Annotated in this window: 13 protein-coding genes and 2 pseudogenes; 5 read left to right on the forward strand and 10 right to left on the reverse strand. The window is 39.0% G+C overall.

Annotated elements, in window-relative coordinates; translation table 11 throughout:
- Positions 1-59: 59 nt before the first annotated feature.
- The 6 genes from odhB to sdhC form a co-directional block, all read right to left on the reverse strand.
- On the reverse strand, positions 60-1250 hold the full coding sequence (odhB, locus tag Q9Q86_RS08670) for a 2-oxoglutarate dehydrogenase complex dihydrolipoyllysine-residue succinyltransferase (RefSeq protein ID WP_004963584.1): 1191 nt from the start codon (positions 1248-1250) through the stop codon (positions 60-62).
- Entirely contained in the window at positions 1250-4090 is a 2841-nt protein-coding gene (locus Q9Q86_RS08675) for a 2-oxoglutarate dehydrogenase E1 component (RefSeq protein ID WP_004908351.1), read from the reverse strand. The genes odhB and Q9Q86_RS08675 overlap by 1 nt, the downstream gene beginning before the upstream one ends.
- A gap of 709 nt (positions 4091-4799) precedes the next feature.
- Positions 4800-5510: a succinate dehydrogenase iron-sulfur subunit gene (locus Q9Q86_RS08680; RefSeq protein WP_004908354.1), complete on the reverse strand. Its 711-nt coding sequence runs from the start codon at positions 5508-5510 to the stop codon at positions 4800-4802.
- A gap of 14 nt (positions 5511-5524) precedes the next feature.
- Positions 5525-7420 carry a succinate dehydrogenase flavoprotein subunit gene (sdhA, locus tag Q9Q86_RS08685; RefSeq protein ID WP_035336742.1) on the reverse strand — a complete coding sequence of 632 codons (1896 nt, stop codon included), beginning with the start codon at positions 7418-7420 and terminating at the stop codon, positions 5525-5527.
- A 9-nt stretch (positions 7421-7429) separates the two neighbouring features.
- Positions 7430-7795 carry a succinate dehydrogenase, hydrophobic membrane anchor protein gene (gene sdhD / locus Q9Q86_RS08690; protein WP_004908359.1) on the reverse strand — a complete coding sequence of 122 codons (366 nt, stop codon included), beginning with the start codon at positions 7793-7795 and terminating at the stop codon, positions 7430-7432.
- Positions 7795-8196 carry a succinate dehydrogenase, cytochrome b556 subunit gene (gene sdhC, locus Q9Q86_RS08695; protein ID WP_005402201.1) on the reverse strand — a complete coding sequence of 134 codons (402 nt, stop codon included), beginning with the start codon at positions 8194-8196 and terminating at the stop codon, positions 7795-7797. Before sdhC ends, sdhD begins: the two co-directional genes overlap by 1 nt.
- Before the next feature lie 900 nt (positions 8197-9096).
- On the opposite strand from sdhC, the gene gltA reads away from it, so the two are divergent.
- A complete protein-coding gene (gene gltA / locus Q9Q86_RS08700; protein WP_004908368.1) occupies positions 9097-10371 on the forward strand; it encodes a citrate synthase in 1275 nt (424 codons plus the stop codon).
- A gap of 76 nt (positions 10372-10447) precedes the next feature.
- On the opposite strand, the pseudogene Q9Q86_RS08705 reads toward gltA, so the two are convergent.
- Positions 10448-10705: pseudogene (locus Q9Q86_RS08705) on the reverse strand (YARHG domain-containing protein); the annotation flags it as partial.
- A gap of 76 nt (positions 10706-10781) precedes the next feature.
- Between Q9Q86_RS08705 and Q9Q86_RS08710 the strand changes: the two are divergent.
- Positions 10782-11926 (forward strand): IS3-like element ISAba14 family transposase gene (locus Q9Q86_RS08710; protein WP_100833519.1). Its coding sequence is split into 2 segments (ribosomal slippage): positions 10782-11046 and positions 11046-11926, totalling 1146 coding nucleotides; the frame shifts between segments, so codons are not numbered across the junction.
- A 62-nt stretch (positions 11927-11988) separates the two neighbouring features.
- On the opposite strand, the pseudogene Q9Q86_RS08715 reads toward Q9Q86_RS08710, so the two are convergent.
- Positions 11989-12399: pseudogene (locus Q9Q86_RS08715) on the reverse strand (YARHG domain-containing protein); the annotation flags it as partial.
- 71 nt (positions 12400-12470) lie between these two features.
- Here Q9Q86_RS08715 and Q9Q86_RS08720 point away from each other — a divergent pair.
- The gene (locus tag Q9Q86_RS08720; protein WP_171293880.1) at positions 12471-13121 is read left to right on the forward strand and encodes a DUF2306 domain-containing protein; all 651 of its coding nucleotides are present in this window, start codon (positions 12471-12473) and stop codon (positions 13119-13121) included.
- Here the strand turns inward: Q9Q86_RS08720 and Q9Q86_RS08725 are convergent.
- Complete coding sequence (locus tag Q9Q86_RS08725) at positions 13118-13609, reverse strand: DUF1289 domain-containing protein (protein ID WP_112987686.1); 492 nt, start codon at positions 13607-13609, stop codon at positions 13118-13120. The two genes, Q9Q86_RS08720 and Q9Q86_RS08725, sit on opposite strands and share 4 nt — an antisense overlap.
- A gap of 110 nt (positions 13610-13719) precedes the next feature.
- Between Q9Q86_RS08725 and Q9Q86_RS08730 the strand changes: the two genes are divergently transcribed.
- Together Q9Q86_RS08730 and Q9Q86_RS08735 are read left to right on the forward strand one after the other, a co-directional pair.
- Complete coding sequence (locus Q9Q86_RS08730) at positions 13720-14652, forward strand: rhodanese-related sulfurtransferase (RefSeq protein WP_004908383.1); 933 nt, start codon at positions 13720-13722, stop codon at positions 14650-14652.
- Between the two features lie 130 nt (positions 14653-14782).
- On the forward strand, positions 14783-15403 hold the full coding sequence (locus Q9Q86_RS08735; RefSeq protein WP_112987685.1) for a DedA family protein: 621 nt from the start codon (positions 14783-14785) through the stop codon (positions 15401-15403).
- An 86-nt stretch (positions 15404-15489) separates the two neighbouring features.
- Here Q9Q86_RS08735 and Q9Q86_RS08740 read toward each other — a convergent pair whose 3' ends face one another.
- Complete coding sequence (locus tag Q9Q86_RS08740; RefSeq protein WP_005064486.1) at positions 15490-16422, reverse strand: IS5 family transposase; 933 nt, start codon at positions 16420-16422, stop codon at positions 15490-15492.
- Positions 16423-16482: the final 60 nt, after the last annotated feature.

The raw sequence follows: 16482 nt of genomic DNA on the forward strand, positions 1-16482 counted from the left end.
TTAAGGGGATTGAACTTTCTTAATTAAAGAAAAGTTAGGGATGATTTTTAAATAATAAGTTATAGGTCAAGAATAAGTTTAGCTGGCTCTTCTAACAATTCTTTAATTGTTACTAAGAAACCTACTGCTTCTTTACCATCAATTAGACGGTGGTCATATGAAAGCGCTAAGTACATCATTGGCAAGATTTCAACTTGTCCATTTACCGCCATAGGACGTTCTTGGATTTTATGCATACCAAGAATCGCTGTTTGTGGCTGGTTTAAAATAGGTGTTGAAAGTAATGAACCGAAAGTACCACCATTAGTAATAGTGAATGTACCGCCAGTCATTTCTTCGATCGATAATTTTCCTTCACGTGCTTTAGCAGCATATGCAGCAATACCACCTTCTACTTCAGCATAGTTCATACGATCAGTATCACGAAGGATTGGCACAACTAAGCCACGATCAGAAGAAACTGCTACACCGATGTCATAGAAACCGTGATAAACAATATCATCACCATCAATCGACGCATTTACAGCTGGATAGCGTTTTAAAGCTTCTGTTGCTGCTTTAACAAAGAAAGACATGAAACCTAAACGAGCACCATGGCGTTTTTCGAAAGCGTCTTTATATTGCTTACGCATTTCCATGATCGGCTTCATGTTAACTTCATTGAATGTTGTTAACATTGCAGTTTGTTGGGTAGCCGCCAATAAACGCTCAGCAACACGCTTACGTAAACGTGTCATTGGAACACGTTTCTCAATACGTTCACCTACAGCAACGCTTAACGGCTGAACTGAAGCAGCTGGTTTATGATTTGCAACGTCTTCTTTAGTGATACGACCACCACGACCAGTACCTTGTACGTCAGCAGCATTGATACCTGTTTCAGATAATGCTTTACGAACAGCAGGGGCTTGGTTTTGATCAACAGCTTGAGTTGATGCAGCCGCAGCTGGTGCAGATGCCACAGGAGCCGCTGCAACTGGTGCAGCAGCTTCAGGAGCAGCCGCAGAAACAGCACCAGCTTCAAATTGAGCAATTACTTCATCAGAAAGAACTGTATCGCCTTCACCTTTGATGATCGCAACTAAGCTACCATCAGCTGGAGCAACCACTTCTAAAACAACTTTATCGGTTTCAATGTCACAGATCACTTCATCACGTGATACAGGTTCACCTACTTTTTTATGCCAAGTTGCGATCGTACCGTCAGCAACTGACTCTGGGAATACCGGTGCTTTAATTTCGGTTGCCATTATTTAGAATCTCCTGATTGTTCAGCTTCAATTGCAAGTGCGTCATTGACGAGCTGAGCTTGTTGTTTTGCATGCAAATACGGTGAGCCACAAGCAGGTGCGGCAGATGCTTCACGTCCAGCATAGCTAATACGAATTTGTTTACCAGATTTAAGAACGTCTTCATACAAACGAGGAACGATAAATAACCAAGCGCCTTGGTTCTTAGGTTCTTCTTGTGCCCAAACAAGTTCTTGAATGTTTGGATATTGAGCCATAACTTCAGCTAAACGCTGTTCTGGATATGGATATAACTGTTCAATACGAACAATCGCAATATGGTTTAAACCAAGCTCGCGACGTTTTTCGAGTAAATCGTAATAAACCTTACCACCACAAAGAACTAAACGAGTAACGTCAGCTTTGTTGATTTGATCGACTTCATCAATCACTGTTTGGAATGAACCATTTGCTAATTCATCTAAAGTTGAAGTCGCTAATTTATGACGTAACAATGACTTTGGTGACATCACAATCATTGGCTTACGAATAGGACGAACCGCTTGACGACGTAAAGCATGGAAAATCTGTGCTGGTGTTGTAGGAGTCAATACTTGCATATTGTCTTCAGCACACAATTGTAAGAAACGCTCTAAGCGTGCAGATGAATGCTCAGGACCCTGACCTTCATAACCATGTGGTAACAACATAGTTAAACCACATACGCGCTCCCACTTGGTTTCACCAGAAGCAATGAATTGGTCAATCACGACTTGCGCACAGTTTGCGAAGTCACCAAATTGTGCTTCCCAAACGATCAAGCTCTTCGGTAGAGTGGTTGCATAACCATATTCAAAAGCAAGCACAGCTTCTTCTGATAATAAAGAGTCATACACCGCAACACGTGGCTGATTTTCTTTAATGTGACACAACGGGATGTAAACAGAACCATCAACTTGGTTATGTAGTTTTGCATGGCGATGAGAGAATGTACCACGTCCAACGTCTTCACCCGTAATACGTACTAGGAAGCCATCGTCCAGCAAAGATGCATATGCCAATGTTTCAGCAGCACCCCAATTCAGTGGCATTTCACCTGTTTGCATTTTAATACGATCATCAATAACTTTTTGTACTTGGCGTTGTAATACAAAACCTTCAGGTAATGTATTCATTGTTTTGCCAAGTTCTTTTAAGCGATCAATGTTAAAGCTCGTATCCCAAACATCTGTATATTCATGACCTAGATATGGTGTCCAATCCACAAACATTTTTTTGTTTGGTTCACGTACTAATGCATTAGCAACATGGTTGCCCGCTTCTAAATCAGAACGATAACCTTCAACCATTTGATCAGCGCTTGCACGATCAAGGACTTTCTCTTGAACCAATTGATCAGCATAAAGCGTACGTGTAGTCGCTTTTTTATTAATCACTTGATACATCAACGGTTGAGTTGCAGATGGTTCATCTGCTTCGTTATGACCACGACGACGGTAACAGAACAAATCAATCACAACGTCTTTGCGGAATTCATGACGGAAATCATGTGCAAGTTGTGTTGCAAAAATTACAGCTTCAGGATCATCACCATTCACATGGAAAATTGGTGACTGAATCATTTTTGCTACGTCAGTACAGTATTCTGTAGAACGTGTATCGCGCGGATCTGAAGTCGTGAAACCAACTTGGTTATTAATAACGATATGAACTGTACCGCCTACTGTATAACCACGTGTTTGTGACATTTGGAAGGTTTCTTGGTTAACACCTTGACCTGCAAATGCCGCATCACCGTGAACAATCACGGGAAGAACATCGTCACCACCAATATCTTTACGACGTACTTGACGAGCACGCACCGAACCTTCGACTACTGGTCCAACGATTTCTAAGTGCGATGGGTTAAATGCTAATGCTAAGTGAACCTCACCACCAGGCGTCATCACATTTGAAGAGAAACCTTGGTGATACTTAACATCACCAGAACCTTTTTTGTGTAGGCTCTTTCCTTCAAACTCACCAAACAAGTCGGCTGGGTTTTTACCCATAATGTTGACTAAAACGTTGAGACGACCACGGTGTGGCATACCAATCACAACTTCTTTACAACCAACACTACCTGCACGCTGAATGATCTCATTCATCATTGGAATAAAAGACTCACCGCCTTCCACACCAAAACGCTTAGCACCTACGAATTTTGTACCTAAATACTTTTCTAAGCCTTCTGCCGCAGTCAAACGCTCTAAAAAGCCTTTTTTCTGATCAGCTGAGAAATTAAATTTCCCACGAGCACCTTCCAAACGTTGTTGAATCCAACGTTTTTCTTTAGTGTCTACGATATGCATGTATTCTGCGCCGATTGAGGTACAGTAAATTGCTTCCATTGCCTCAATCATTTCCGACAATGTAGCTTCTGCTTTACCAATCGCGAGATTACCTGTATTGAATACAGTATCAAGATCAGATTTTGTTAAACCATGTGCAGATAAATCGAGGTCAGGAACGTCTTCACGTTTCGCAAGACCTAATGGATCGAGTTTAGCTTTTTGATGACCACGGTTACGATAAGCAGCAATGAGTTGTAGTACACCAATTTGACGACGCTCATGCTCTGTGCTCACAGCACTTTGAACTACAGGTTGAATTCGGCTTGAATTACGACCCAAAAGCAGGAATTGTTCACGCACACTACCGTGTGGTTGATCCCCTTTAGGATATTTGTCGAAATATTCACGCCAATCCTCTGACACTGAGGTTGGAGATGTTAGATACTGTTCGTAAAGCTCTTCAATATACGCTGCACTATCAGCGGAAAGTTCAGTGTCAAGACGCAGTGCGTCAGCAACTTCTTGCATTTTTGGACCCATTTCCTATTGCAAAAAATAATACAGGCTGCCTTTTAAGCAGACCCATGATTCATAGTATCGAATTGGTAACAAGACACTACTACCCAAGATCATCCAACCTTAGGACATTATCACTACACATCAGGAGTATTCCTTTTGATGTAACAAATCAGTCACGCACACATAAACAAGGCGCGCAACTCATTCTTATACCCGACGACATCGAGCAATTTTTTGCAAATCATTTTAGAAAAATTAACTAAATTTTTAACTTTTCTAAATTGACTTTGACTGAATAATCTGGATAAATCTTTTGTGAATATCTCCTGTATAACTTAAGGAATATCCTAATTTTTTGCTTTCAGTCGTTGGCAGAAATCCTAACATGTTATCAAGCTTGGATTGATTTTTTTGACACATACCATCCATAAATCAGCGAAATACACACATCAAATTATAATCTAATATAGCGCCCTTTCAAAAAAAGTTGCACTCTTATCGACCAAAGTTAAAGATTTTCTACAAATCTCGCACAAACTCTAAGCACAGTGCTCAAAAACGAATCAACGCAAAGCAATTGATCAACTTTTCTAATTCTTTTTATCTACATAAGTAATAAGCAGAACAGCATCCTTGTAGCACAAAACATACTTTTATGAAGCAAATAAAAAACGGAAGCTTTTTTCAAAACTTCCGTTTCTTCTACAGGAAAACTGAATTAACCAGCTTGATCCAATAGCATATTACGAATGTGGCCAATTGCCTTAGTTGGGTTTAACCCTTTTGGACATACAGACACACAGTTCATGATTCCTTTACAACGGAATAATGAGAATGGGTCATCTAAACGCGCCAAACGCTCTTGAGTAGCAGTATCACGCGAATCGATAATAAAACGATAAGCATTTAACAGTGCAGATGGTCCCAAGAATTTGTCTGGGTTCCACCAGAACGATGGGCATGAAGTAGAACAACATGCACATAGAATACATTCATACAAACCATCAAGATGTTCACGATCTGCTTGAGATTGTAAACGCTCTTTCGCAGGAGCTGGCTGATTGTTAATCAAGAATGGCTGGATTTTATTGTATTGATCGTAGAATTGATTCATATCTACAACCAAGTCTTTTACAACTGGTAAACCAGGTAAAGGACGAATTACAATTTTTTCAGGCAAGTCATTCAAGTTCCACAAACATGCCAAACCATTTTTACCATTAATGTTCACACCATCAGAACCACAAATACCTTCACGGCAAGAACGGCGGAATGTTAATGTTTCATCCTGAACTTTTAATGCAAGTAACGCATCAAGCAACATACGGTGCTTGTCAGTTAACTCCAACTTAAAAGTTTGCATGTATGGCGCTTTATCCTTATCAGGATCATAGCGGTAGATTTCGAATGTACGAGTACCTCTACTCATCTTTGTTCTCCCGATTAGAATGTACGTGGTTTAGGTTCAATAGCTTCAACCGTTAATGGATTGAAACGTACTGGTTTATATTCAAGACGATTGTCCGAAGAATACCATAACGTATGTTTCATCCACTCATCATCACGACGACCATAAGAGTAAGTCGGATGATCTGGAGCCAATTCATAATCAACAACGGTATGCGCACCACGACATTCTTTACGTGCAGCAGCAGAAATCAAGGTTGCTTTAGCAACTTCATACAAGTTTTCAACTTCTAATGCTTCAATACGTGCAGTATTGAATACTTTAGATTTGTCTTTCAAATGAATGTTACGAACACGTGATTCAATCGCAAGAATTTCTTTAACACCTTTATCAAGTAATGCTTGTGTACGGAATACACCAGCATGATCTTGAACGATGTCACGAATTACATCAGCAACTTCTTGCGCATTTTCGCCAGATGTAGATTCATCCAACTTACGTACACGTGCCAATGTGCTTTCTAACACATCGTTTGGTAATGGAGCATAATCATCACCATGGTGTTTAGTCACATAATCAATAATGTGTTCACCAGCAGCTTTACCAAATACAACAAGGTCAAGCAACGAGTTAGTACCTAAACGGTTTGCACCATGAACAGATACACATGAGCACTCACCGATTGCATAGAAACCTTTAACTGGTTTCACATAATCACGTGTGCCTTTATATGTATATTGTTTTGTATCTTTATCATAATGAGCAGAGAATTCACCCTCTTCAACACCATGAGGTACAACAACTTGACCATGGATATTCGTTGGAATACCACCCATTTGATAATGGATCGTTGGTACTACAGGAATTGGCTCTTTAGTACAGTCAACGTTCGCGAATTTCTTACCAATCTCAAATACTGATGGTAAACGCTTCATGATGGTATCAGCACCCAAGTGTGTCATATCTAATAGGATATAATCACCTTTTGGACCACAACCACGACCTTCTTTAATTTCTTGGTCCATAGAACGAGATACGAAATCACGTGGAGCCAAGTCTTTTAAAGTCGGTGCATAACGTTCCATGAATGGTTCGCCGTCTTTGTTGCGAAGGATACCACCCTCACCACGACAACCTTCAGTTAACAATACACCAGCGCCCGCAACACCCGTTGGGTGGAATTGCCAGAATTCCATATCTTGTAATGGAATACCTGCACGAGCAGCCATACCCAAACCATCACCAGTATTGATGTAGGCATTGGTAGATGCACGGTAAACACGGCCAGCACCACCTGTAGCAAATAATGTTGCTTTTGCTTGGAATACTGCGATGTTACCTGTTTCTTGATCAATTGCAGTTACACCAAGTACATCACCTTCTTCGTTACGAATTAGATCTAATGCAATCCATTCAACAAAGAATTGAGTACCCATTTTTACGTTGCTTTGATACAACGTGTGTAGTAGTGCATGACCAGTACGGTCAGCTGCAGCACAAGCACGTGGAACTGCTTTTTCACCGTAGTTTGCAGAGTGACCACCAAATGGACGCTGATAAATCGTACCATCTTCGTTACGGTCAAACGGCATACCTAAATGCTCTAACTCATAAACAACTTTCGGTGCTTCACGAGTCATAAACTCAATCGCATCTTGGTCGCCTAACCAGTCAGAACCTTTTACTGTGTCGTAGAAATGATAATGCCAGTTATCTTCTTGCATATTTCCTAACGATGCACCAATACCACCTTGAGCGGCAACTGTATGCGAACGTGTTGGGAATACTTTGGTTAATACAGCAACTTTCAAACCTGCTTGAGCAAGTTGGTAAGCAGCACGCATACCAGAACCACCACCACCAACGATAACTGAATCGAATGATAGGGTTTGAATATTTGAATAATTTTCTTTAGGGGTAGTTGCCATGATCTCTTCCTATCAATTTGCCCAGAAAATCTGGATACCCCAGATTGCGTATACGAACACTGAAATAATGACAGCAGAAGTTAACACAAGGCGTAAACCTGAAGCCGAAGGACCCATTTGACGTGTCGTTACATAATCTGTAAAGACTTGCCACATACCAATCCAAGCGTGCGCAACAAGCGATAACACAGCTAACAATGAGAAAATTTTCATTGGAAGCGTTAGCATAAAGCCAGCCCATTGCTCATAACCGAATCCACTATTGCATAGGATCCAGCCAAACATAACGACAGTATAAGCAGCTAAAACCACAGCTGATACACGTTGGATATACCAATCGCGAGAACCTGAACCCGTTAAACCTGTAGCACTTTTCATTAGAACATAATCCATACAAAAGCTGCGACAATACCGATCACAGATAAGATCAACGAAACTGTAGCTGCAATACGACCACTTTGTAATTCCTCAGCAAAACCAAGGTCAGCAAGTAGATGTTTAATACCTGCAATAAAATGGAAGATTAAGCCTGCTACAAATACCCATACGATGAAACGTACTAAGATATTTCCGAAAACGACATTTTTTACGTAGTCAAATCCTTCTGGTGAAGATAGAGATTTATCCAAAATCCACAAAAGAACAGCGACTAATAAGAAAACGATTACACCAGATAGACGGTGTAGAATTGATGCAATAGCCACGGGTGAGCGTAAATTTACCGCTAACACCTGACCCATGGACAAATTGACAGGTCTGTTGCTTTTCACAGCGGGCATCCTGTAGGTAGAAACTCCAACTGGAGTTTGTTTGAATTAATTCAAAGGAAAGCTGGCATTGTCAGGCAAGCACAGCACATGCCTAACCTATATAACGACAACGAATTATAAAACGTGAAATATCAAAATACAAACAATCAGCTTTCTCTTTAGTCGAAAAAAGCCTTAAATAAGAATCATTCACAAGAATAAGCAAGAAAAATCAATGAACTTACCATGCAAAAATTACATATCATATTGATTTTTAAAAACATTACATCAAATACAATTTATTATTTTTATTTTTAAATTTCGAATATATTCGTTCAAAATCATTAAGAAATTATTAAAGCATCATACTAAAGTCACATATTTGGATCGATTATTTATATACTCAGAAATAATACCCCTCATTTTAATATTAAATATAACTAAGCAATAATCTATCAAGCAAAGATGATTTTAGTTAAAAATTAGTCATTTTTTAATCAGTTGATCGCACCATAATAGAACAAATAAAAATTCCTTTATTTTTCAATAAACATTTTTTTTAATGATAATTTAAATCTAAGGCATGAGAAATATAGGGTTTTGGCATTTTATTTCAAAAAATTTTAGGAATCTATAAATCAAAAAGTGTTAAAAATTTACTTACAATTGTACTGATGCTTCATTTTTTTTCTGCACCTAAAACATGATTTGACATATTATACTCGACCGGTGCTGTGATTTTACTCAATTTTCCCGTTGATACTGAATGACTAATTGACTGTGATAACGTCATTTTTTATCCCTAAGTATAATTGACAAAATTTTAGTAGCCACTAATCTTATAGCAAATTTTGACACCGTCTGATTCGCACATGACAAGATTAGGATTTCGAGTCAGATAATCATTCACCAGGACAGGAGATCTATTGAATGTCTGCAGCAACTGGCAAAAAAGCCGTATTACAGCTTGATGGCAAAGAAATTGAATTACCAATTTACAGCGGCACATTGGGCCCAGATGTAATTGACGTTAAAGATGTATTAGCATCAGGTCACTTTACTTTCGATCCTGGTTTTATGGCGACAGCGGCTTGCGAATCTAAGATCACATTCATTGACGGTGACAAAGGTGTTTTATTACACCGTGGTTATCCAATTGATCAATTAGCGACTCAAGCAGACTACTTAGAAACTTGTTATTTATTATTAAATGGCGAGCTTCCAAATGCTGAACAAAAAACTGAATTTGACGCAAAAGTACGTAACCACACTATGGTTCACGACCAAGTAAGCCGTTTCTTCAATGGTTTCCGTCGTGATGCTCACCCTATGGCGATCATGGTTGGTGTAGTTGGTGCTTTATCTGCGTTCTATCACAACGGTTTAGACATCGAAGATGTTAACCACCGTGAAATCACTGCAATTCGTTTAATCGCGAAAATCCCTACGCTTGCAGCGTGGAGCTACAAGTACACTGTAGGTCAACCATTCATTTACCCTCGTAATGATTTAAGCTACGCAGAAAACTTCTTACACATGATGTTTGCTACGCCTGCTGATCGTGACTACAAAGTAAATCCAGTTCTTGCACGCGCAATGGACCGTATTTTCACGCTTCATGCTGACCACGAACAAAATGCATCGACTTCTACAGTTCGTCTTGCTGGTTCTACTGGTGCAAACCCTTATGCATGTATCTCTGCTGGTATCTCTGCACTTTGGGGACCTGCTCACGGTGGTGCTAACGAAGCTGTACTTAAAATGTTAGATGAAATTGGTAGCGTTGAAAACGTTGCTGAATTCATGGAAAAAGTAAAACGTAAAGAAGTGAAGCTTATGGGCTTCGGTCATCGCGTTTATAAAAACTTTGACCCTCGCGCTAAAGTAATGAAGCAAACTTGTGACGAAGTTCTTGAAGCATTAGGCATCAACGATCCACAATTGCAACTTGCTATGGAACTTGAGCGTATTGCATTGAACGACCCGTACTTCGTAGAGCGTAAGCTTTACCCGAACGTAGACTTCTACTCAGGTATCATCTTAAAAGCGATTGGTATCCCAACAGAAATGTTTACTGTAATTTTCGCTCTTGCACGTACTGTTGGTTGGATCAGCCACTGGTTAGAAATGCACAGCGGTCCTTACAAAATCGGTCGTCCGCGTCAGCTTTATACTGGTTCGACTCAACGCGATATCAAACGTTAATTTTCAACAGAATCTTAATGTTAAAAAAGCTGCCTGATGGCAGCTTTTTTATTAGATACTTAATTTATAAAATAAATTAACGTCCCCACTCTACGTCTTTCGCATAAGGTTCTACCATTTTAATACGCTTCACATTCTCTTTTTCAATTTGAGTTAAACGTGAATCCACATTGGTAAAACACGGCATGTACCAATCATAATCAGCAAATGTAGCAGCCCAACTTTTATTCTGGAATGCATACCCATGGCGTGCATAGATTTCATTACGCATATATTGCAACTCACCTAAAGCAACTTGTAGATCTGCATCTTTTAATAATTTACGCGATGCTTCAGAGGTGGATCAGGAAATTTGAACAACACTTATAAGTGATATTTTGCTCCCCAAATGATGTTATAAACATCAATATATGGAGTATTTTATGGCACGTAGACCAAGAAGAAATCATTCAAATGATTTTAAAGCTAAGGTAGCACTTGCTGCGATTAAAGCAGAAAAAACACTTGCTGAATTGAGTGCTGAATTTGATGTTCATCAAAACCAAATTATCGACTGGAAAAATCAACTGATTTCAGCTTCCTCGCAAGCTTTCGATCAATCAAAAGCTCCAACAGAACCACCCATCGATCTAAAAAAACTACATGCAAAAATCGGTGAGCAGGCATTAGAAATTGATTTTTTAGAAGGTGTGTTGAAGAAACTGGGCCGCTTCAACCACAAAAGTTAATCGATGACTCACTTCAGATTTCAGTATCTAAGCAAGCTCAGCTGCTGAAAGTCTCCCGTGGTTGTTATTACTATCGCCCAAAACCTGTGAGTGCATCAGATCTGAAGCTGATGCGGTGTATGGATGAGTTACATATGCAATACCCTTTTGCAGGTAGCCGTATGATGCGTGATTTGTTGAATCGTCAAGGACATCATATAGGACGACGTCATACACGTACTTTAATGAAGAAAATGGGCATTAATGCGTTATATTGCAAACCAAATTTAAGCCAGGCTAATCAAGCTCACCGCAAATATCCATATCTGCTCAAAGGATTGGCTATTCAGCGCAGTAATCAAGTGTGGTCTACGGATATAACGTATATCCCTATGGCAAAAGGCTTTGTTTATTTATGTGCTGTGATTGATTGGCATAGCCGCAAGGTACTAGCGCATAGAGTATCGATTAGTATGGAGGTTACATTTTGCATAGAAACATTAAATGAAGCTATTGAAAAATATGGTCGACCTGAAATATTTAATACAGACCAAGGCAGTCAGTTTACCAGTGATGCATTTATTGATGTATTGAAATCAAATGGCATTCAAATCAGTATGGATGGTAAAGGTCGATGGGTTGATAATGTGATGGTTGAACGATTATGGCGGAGCGTTAAATATGAAGAGGTGTATCTCAAAGCTTATAGCAGTGTCACAGATGCGAAAAAGCAATTGAGTGCATATTTTGAGTTTTATAATCTGAAACGACCTCATTCGAGTCTAGACAAAATGACACCAAATGAGTTTTACTATGATCAGCTACCCCAACAAAACAAGGTGGCTTAACTAGAGCGGAATATCACTTATAAATACGCTTTTAGTTGTTCAAACATGTGGGACCACCTCTCTTCCGGATAGTTACCTTCATCTTTTGCATAGTTACACTGCTGTGCTTTCAAGTTAAAAAACTTTGGTTTAACTGTTTTGCTGCTGGGTAACCATTGTGCATCGATCACTGTAGCATTATTTTTATAATCTAAAATGAACTGACCAAAGGTAGCACCTTGCCCTAATTCATTCAAAGTTACTTTATAAACTGAGCCACTTTTTTGAAGACTTCCCTTAAATTTAATTTGCTTACCATTTAACAAACTATACCCTGTGAGTTGATCTCCTTTCTGTTGAAAGAACAAAGAAATTTTTTGTTCATCGTTATACAATCCTGTCCAAGATGAAGCGAGCTGTGGGGTTTGAGCAAAACTCAAGGTACAACATGTTAAAGCAGCTGTAAAAGTTAAAAACTTAACTAATTTATTCATATTTCTAAGCTCATCAAATATAAAGTTATTGCATTTATTCTTAGTCAATCATGATAACAGTGATCAATGATATGTGGAAAATTCTAAATCCCCTTACTCGACTTATAACCACATTCATTTTCTTTTACTTATTTATATTGATGGTAGAAATTTGTATTCAATATTTTCCTTGGTCAAATCAATCTAATTTTTTAGTCCTAAAGCAAGATGTCGTCCTGACTCAGCCTTGGCGCATCGCCTTCCAAATTCATGTCTTAACGAGCAGTTTTGTTCTTTTAGCTGGCTTTACTCAATTTTCACAATATATTCGTAAAAAATTTAGTCTTGTTCATCGTTATGCAGGTTGGATTTATATTGTTTCAACTCTAGGTTTTGCACTACCAAGCGGTTTGATATTGGCGGTGTATGCCAATGGCGGCTTCAGTACCCAATTGTGTTTTATTTTGCTAGGACTTCTTTGGGGAATCAGCACTTTAATTGCGCTATATTTTGCAATTAAGAAACAATGGTTTCGACATCGTGACTGGATGATAAGAAGTTTTGCTTTAGCTTTATCTGCCTTGAGTTTAAGAACATGGAAACTCGTGTTATACGAACTACAACCTTACATTGACTGGCTCACACCAATCCATATATATCAACTAGAAGCATGGCTAGGCTGGACAATTAATTTATTGATCGCAGAAGTTATTATTTACTATATCAACCACAAAAGAATTTAGATTTCATCTTCTTCTAATGTCCGTAACAAATTCGAACTAATCCCATCCGCACGAAGCCAAGCCAGTTCATAACTCGCTTTCGCTAAAGCCAATACTCTTCTCTCGAATTCATCCCATACAGGCTTCACTTGTGCATCCACAATCCCCAGACCACTTTCCTGAGCTAAGTACTTATTTTTTTCGCATATCTTTAATGCATGATAAAGCTTGCGACCTTTCGTTGCCGTATCTAATACTCGAATCCGCTTATTATGAATAAAGTCCTCTACCTGTTGCATATTTGCATGAGGTAACAAAGGCACAAGAATTTGATCAAGTTGTGCATCTAAACGTTGCCAAACTGTAAGTCGCTGTTCTGGTGTATATGTATTCCAATGAATTACTTCATGATTAAAACGGCGACATCCTCGGCACACCAAATCACCAAATACCGTTGAACAACGCCCTGCACATGGGGTCAATGATGGGATTCGACGATCATTACTCAAAACACATTCCTCTAAAACCATATCAATTTTATGGTTTTCTCGCTTATTTTCAAATTTCACGCTAAAATACGCGCCTTGATTTTCCTATCTTAATACATTTGGAGTTATCCATGAACGCTACTGTAGAACAGCTTGCACCTGTAGAACAGCAAGCGACCAATAATTGGGTTGTTGCGGCACTATATCAATTTAAAGAAGTTTCAGATGCAGCGGATCTGCAACAGCGTCTTTTAACACTAGTGAATAGCATCAATTTATGTGGAACTCTGATTGTTGCACCAGAAGGAATCAACGGTACTGTCGCTGGTGATCGCACAGCAATTGATACTGTACATCAGTTTTTGCTGAACGAAGGTTTCAACGAAATGGAATATAAAGAGTCTTTTAGCTCTGATAAACCATTCCGCAAAATGAAAATTAAACTCAAAAAAGAGATCGTAACTTTAGGTGTAGAAGTTAAACCCCGTGATCTAGTCGGTCATTACCTCGACCCTAAAGAGTGGAATGAGTTAATTAGCCGTGATGATGTAATTTTAATCGACACACGTAATGACTATGAATATAAAGCAGGTACATTTAAGGGTGCAATTGATCCGAAAACTGAAACTTTCCGCGAGTTCCCTGAATACGTAAAGCAAAACCTAGAACAACACAAAGATAAGAAAATTGCCATGTTCTGTACAGGTGGTATTCGTTGTGAGAAATCAACATCATTACTCTTACAAGAAGGATTTAATGAGGTATATCACCTTAAAGGCGGTATTCTTAAATATCTAGAAGAAACCCCAGCAGAAGAAAGTTTATGGGAAGGTGAATGTTTCGTATTTGATGGTCGCACCGCAGTAACACATGGTGTTGAAGAAGGCGAAAATATTAAATGTCATGCTTGTGGTTGGCCTCTTACTAAAGAAGAAGCTGAATTACCTAGCTATGAACATGGAGTTTCTTGTGTTTTCTGTATTGATAAAACTACAGAAAAACAAAAAGAAGGTTTCCGTATGCGCCAATCACAAATTGCAGCAGCAAAACGCAAACGTCTATAATTTATTGTTATGCTCAAAAGCCGTAGTTTTCTACGGCTTTTTTATACGAGAAAATAATAACCATTCATCTATTGTGTGCTTAAGAAAGCATCACTATCCTCTAATAAATGAAAATACGTAGCAAGGTACTATGGGACTAGAAGACTGGGTCTTATCTGTGATGGAAAAGCTGGGATATTTGGGTATTGCATTCTTAATGTTTTTAGACAATATTTTTCCACCGATACCATCTGAAATTATTATGCCCTCTGCTGGTTATACAGCCTCTAAAGGTGATTTGACTTTAATTGGTGTCATTATTGCGGGCAGTACAGGATCTTTACTTGCTGCGATGGTGCTATATTGGATTGGTCGAAAAATTCCCGAGCAACGATTATTCATCTTTATTGAGCATTATGGAAAATTTCTAAGAATAAAGGTAAGTGATCTTGAAAAAGCATTAACTTGGTTTAACAAACATGGACATAAGATTGTTTTCTTTGGTCGTATGATTCCAGCTGTACGCTCTCTCATAAGTATTCCCGCGGGTATGAGTAAAATGCCTTTTGGTAAATTTATGACCTACAGTGCCTTAGGAACGATTATATGGACTACTTTTTTAGCCTACTTAGGTTATCACTTTAGCGAAAATCAAGCTTTGATGACGCTGATTATGCAACGTGTCGGTTATATTATTTTAGCTCTAGCTTTACTGTATATCATTTGGATTATTGCAAGAAGGTTCAAAAAAAATCATAAAGATAAACACTGAGACTTATTTTCAATTATTTTTATCTGAGACAAATGGCTTTGTTGCACAAAGATTTGAAAGGCAAAGCGCCCCTAATTGAGCCAAATTTAAGGCGTAACTTGGGTAAGTGGTCGACCTAATTCCGTAAATCTGTTGAGGACTGCTACACGTGCATGAACCTCATTGACTTGGCTATCAAAGCTCCTTGCACTGAGTTTATCTCCTAATAATTTGATGCAGTGCATTTTAGTCTCAACCAAACTTCGGCGATGATAGCCTGACCATTTTTTCCATAGTGTCCTACCTAAACGTTTAATTGTTCGAAGTAATTCATTTCGCTCTAGCGAGCTACTCTTTGTATCTTTCCATGGTTTCGCATTTTTTCTAGGTGGAATCACCGCATGTGCTTGCCGATCTGCAATGACCTGACGGCATTGCTTGGTGTCATAAGCTCCATCGGTATAAACAGAGTCAATCTGCTCATCTTGTGGAATCTGATTAAGTAAATCACCAAGCACCTGTGAATCACAGACATTATTGGTTGTGAGCTGAATAGCGCGTATTTGTAGGGTTTTGGCATCTATACCAATATGTAGTTTACGCCATTGGCGACGATATTCAGCTCCATGTTTCTTGCGTTTCCATTCGCCCTCACCTAGAAACTTCATCCCTGTAGAGTCTACGAGTAGATGCAGCCCATCGCTACTTTTTTGGTAGCTGATTGCAATATCAATATGCTTTTGTCTTCTACAAAGCGTACTGTAATCTGGTGCGGTCCAATTTAATCCGCAAAGTTTAATCAGACTTTGCACAAAGCCAGTGACCATACGTAAAGATAGACGGAATAAGGATTTAATCATTAAGCAGCATTGGATGGCTGCGTCGGAGTAGGTTTGATTTCGCCCTTGTTTGCCTTTTGATGGAGCATACCATTGCGTAGCAGGATCAAACCAAAGGGCAATATTTCCGCGATTAATGAGTGCTCGGTTATATGCGGGCCAATTGGTTGTGCGGTAGATTTTGTGTGTAGGCTTCTTCATTTGAAAATTATATCGCTGAAAAAGCCTTTACAGATAGGTTTGTGCAACAAAGCCGAGACA

Origin of the sequence: Acinetobacter sp. A22 (assembly GCF_030913345.1) — a bacterium.
Classification (GTDB): Bacteria; Pseudomonadota; Gammaproteobacteria; order Pseudomonadales; family Moraxellaceae; genus Acinetobacter; species Acinetobacter junii.

Coding starts and splice junctions, on each gene's coding strand:
- Q9Q86_RS08675 (WP_004908351.1), bottom strand. CDS start 4,090: ATGCAAGAAGTTGCTGACGCACTGCGTCTTGACACTGAACTTTCCGCT.
- Q9Q86_RS08730 (WP_004908383.1), top strand. CDS start 13,720: ATGAACGCTACTGTAGAACAGCTTGCACCTGTAGAACAGCAAGCGACC.
- Q9Q86_RS08735 (WP_112987685.1), top strand. CDS start 14,783: ATGGGACTAGAAGACTGGGTCTTATCTGTGATGGAAAAGCTGGGATAT.
- Q9Q86_RS08680 (WP_004908354.1), bottom strand. CDS start 5,510: ATGAGTAGAGGTACTCGTACATTCGAAATCTACCGCTATGATCCTGAT.
- odhB (WP_004963584.1), bottom strand. CDS start 1,250: ATGGCAACCGAAATTAAAGCACCGGTATTCCCAGAGTCAGTTGCTGAC.
- gltA (WP_004908368.1), top strand. CDS start 9,097: ATGTCTGCAGCAACTGGCAAAAAAGCCGTATTACAGCTTGATGGCAAA.
- Q9Q86_RS08740 (WP_005064486.1), bottom strand. CDS start 16,422: ATGAAGAAGCCTACACACAAAATCTACCGCACAACCAATTGGCCCGCA.
- Q9Q86_RS08720 (WP_171293880.1), top strand. CDS start 12,471: ATGTGGAAAATTCTAAATCCCCTTACTCGACTTATAACCACATTCATT.
- sdhD (WP_004908359.1), bottom strand. CDS start 7,795: ATGAAAAGTGCTACAGGTTTAACGGGTTCAGGTTCTCGCGATTGGTAT.
- sdhC (WP_005402201.1), bottom strand. CDS start 8,196: ATGCCCGCTGTGAAAAGCAACAGACCTGTCAATTTGTCCATGGGTCAG.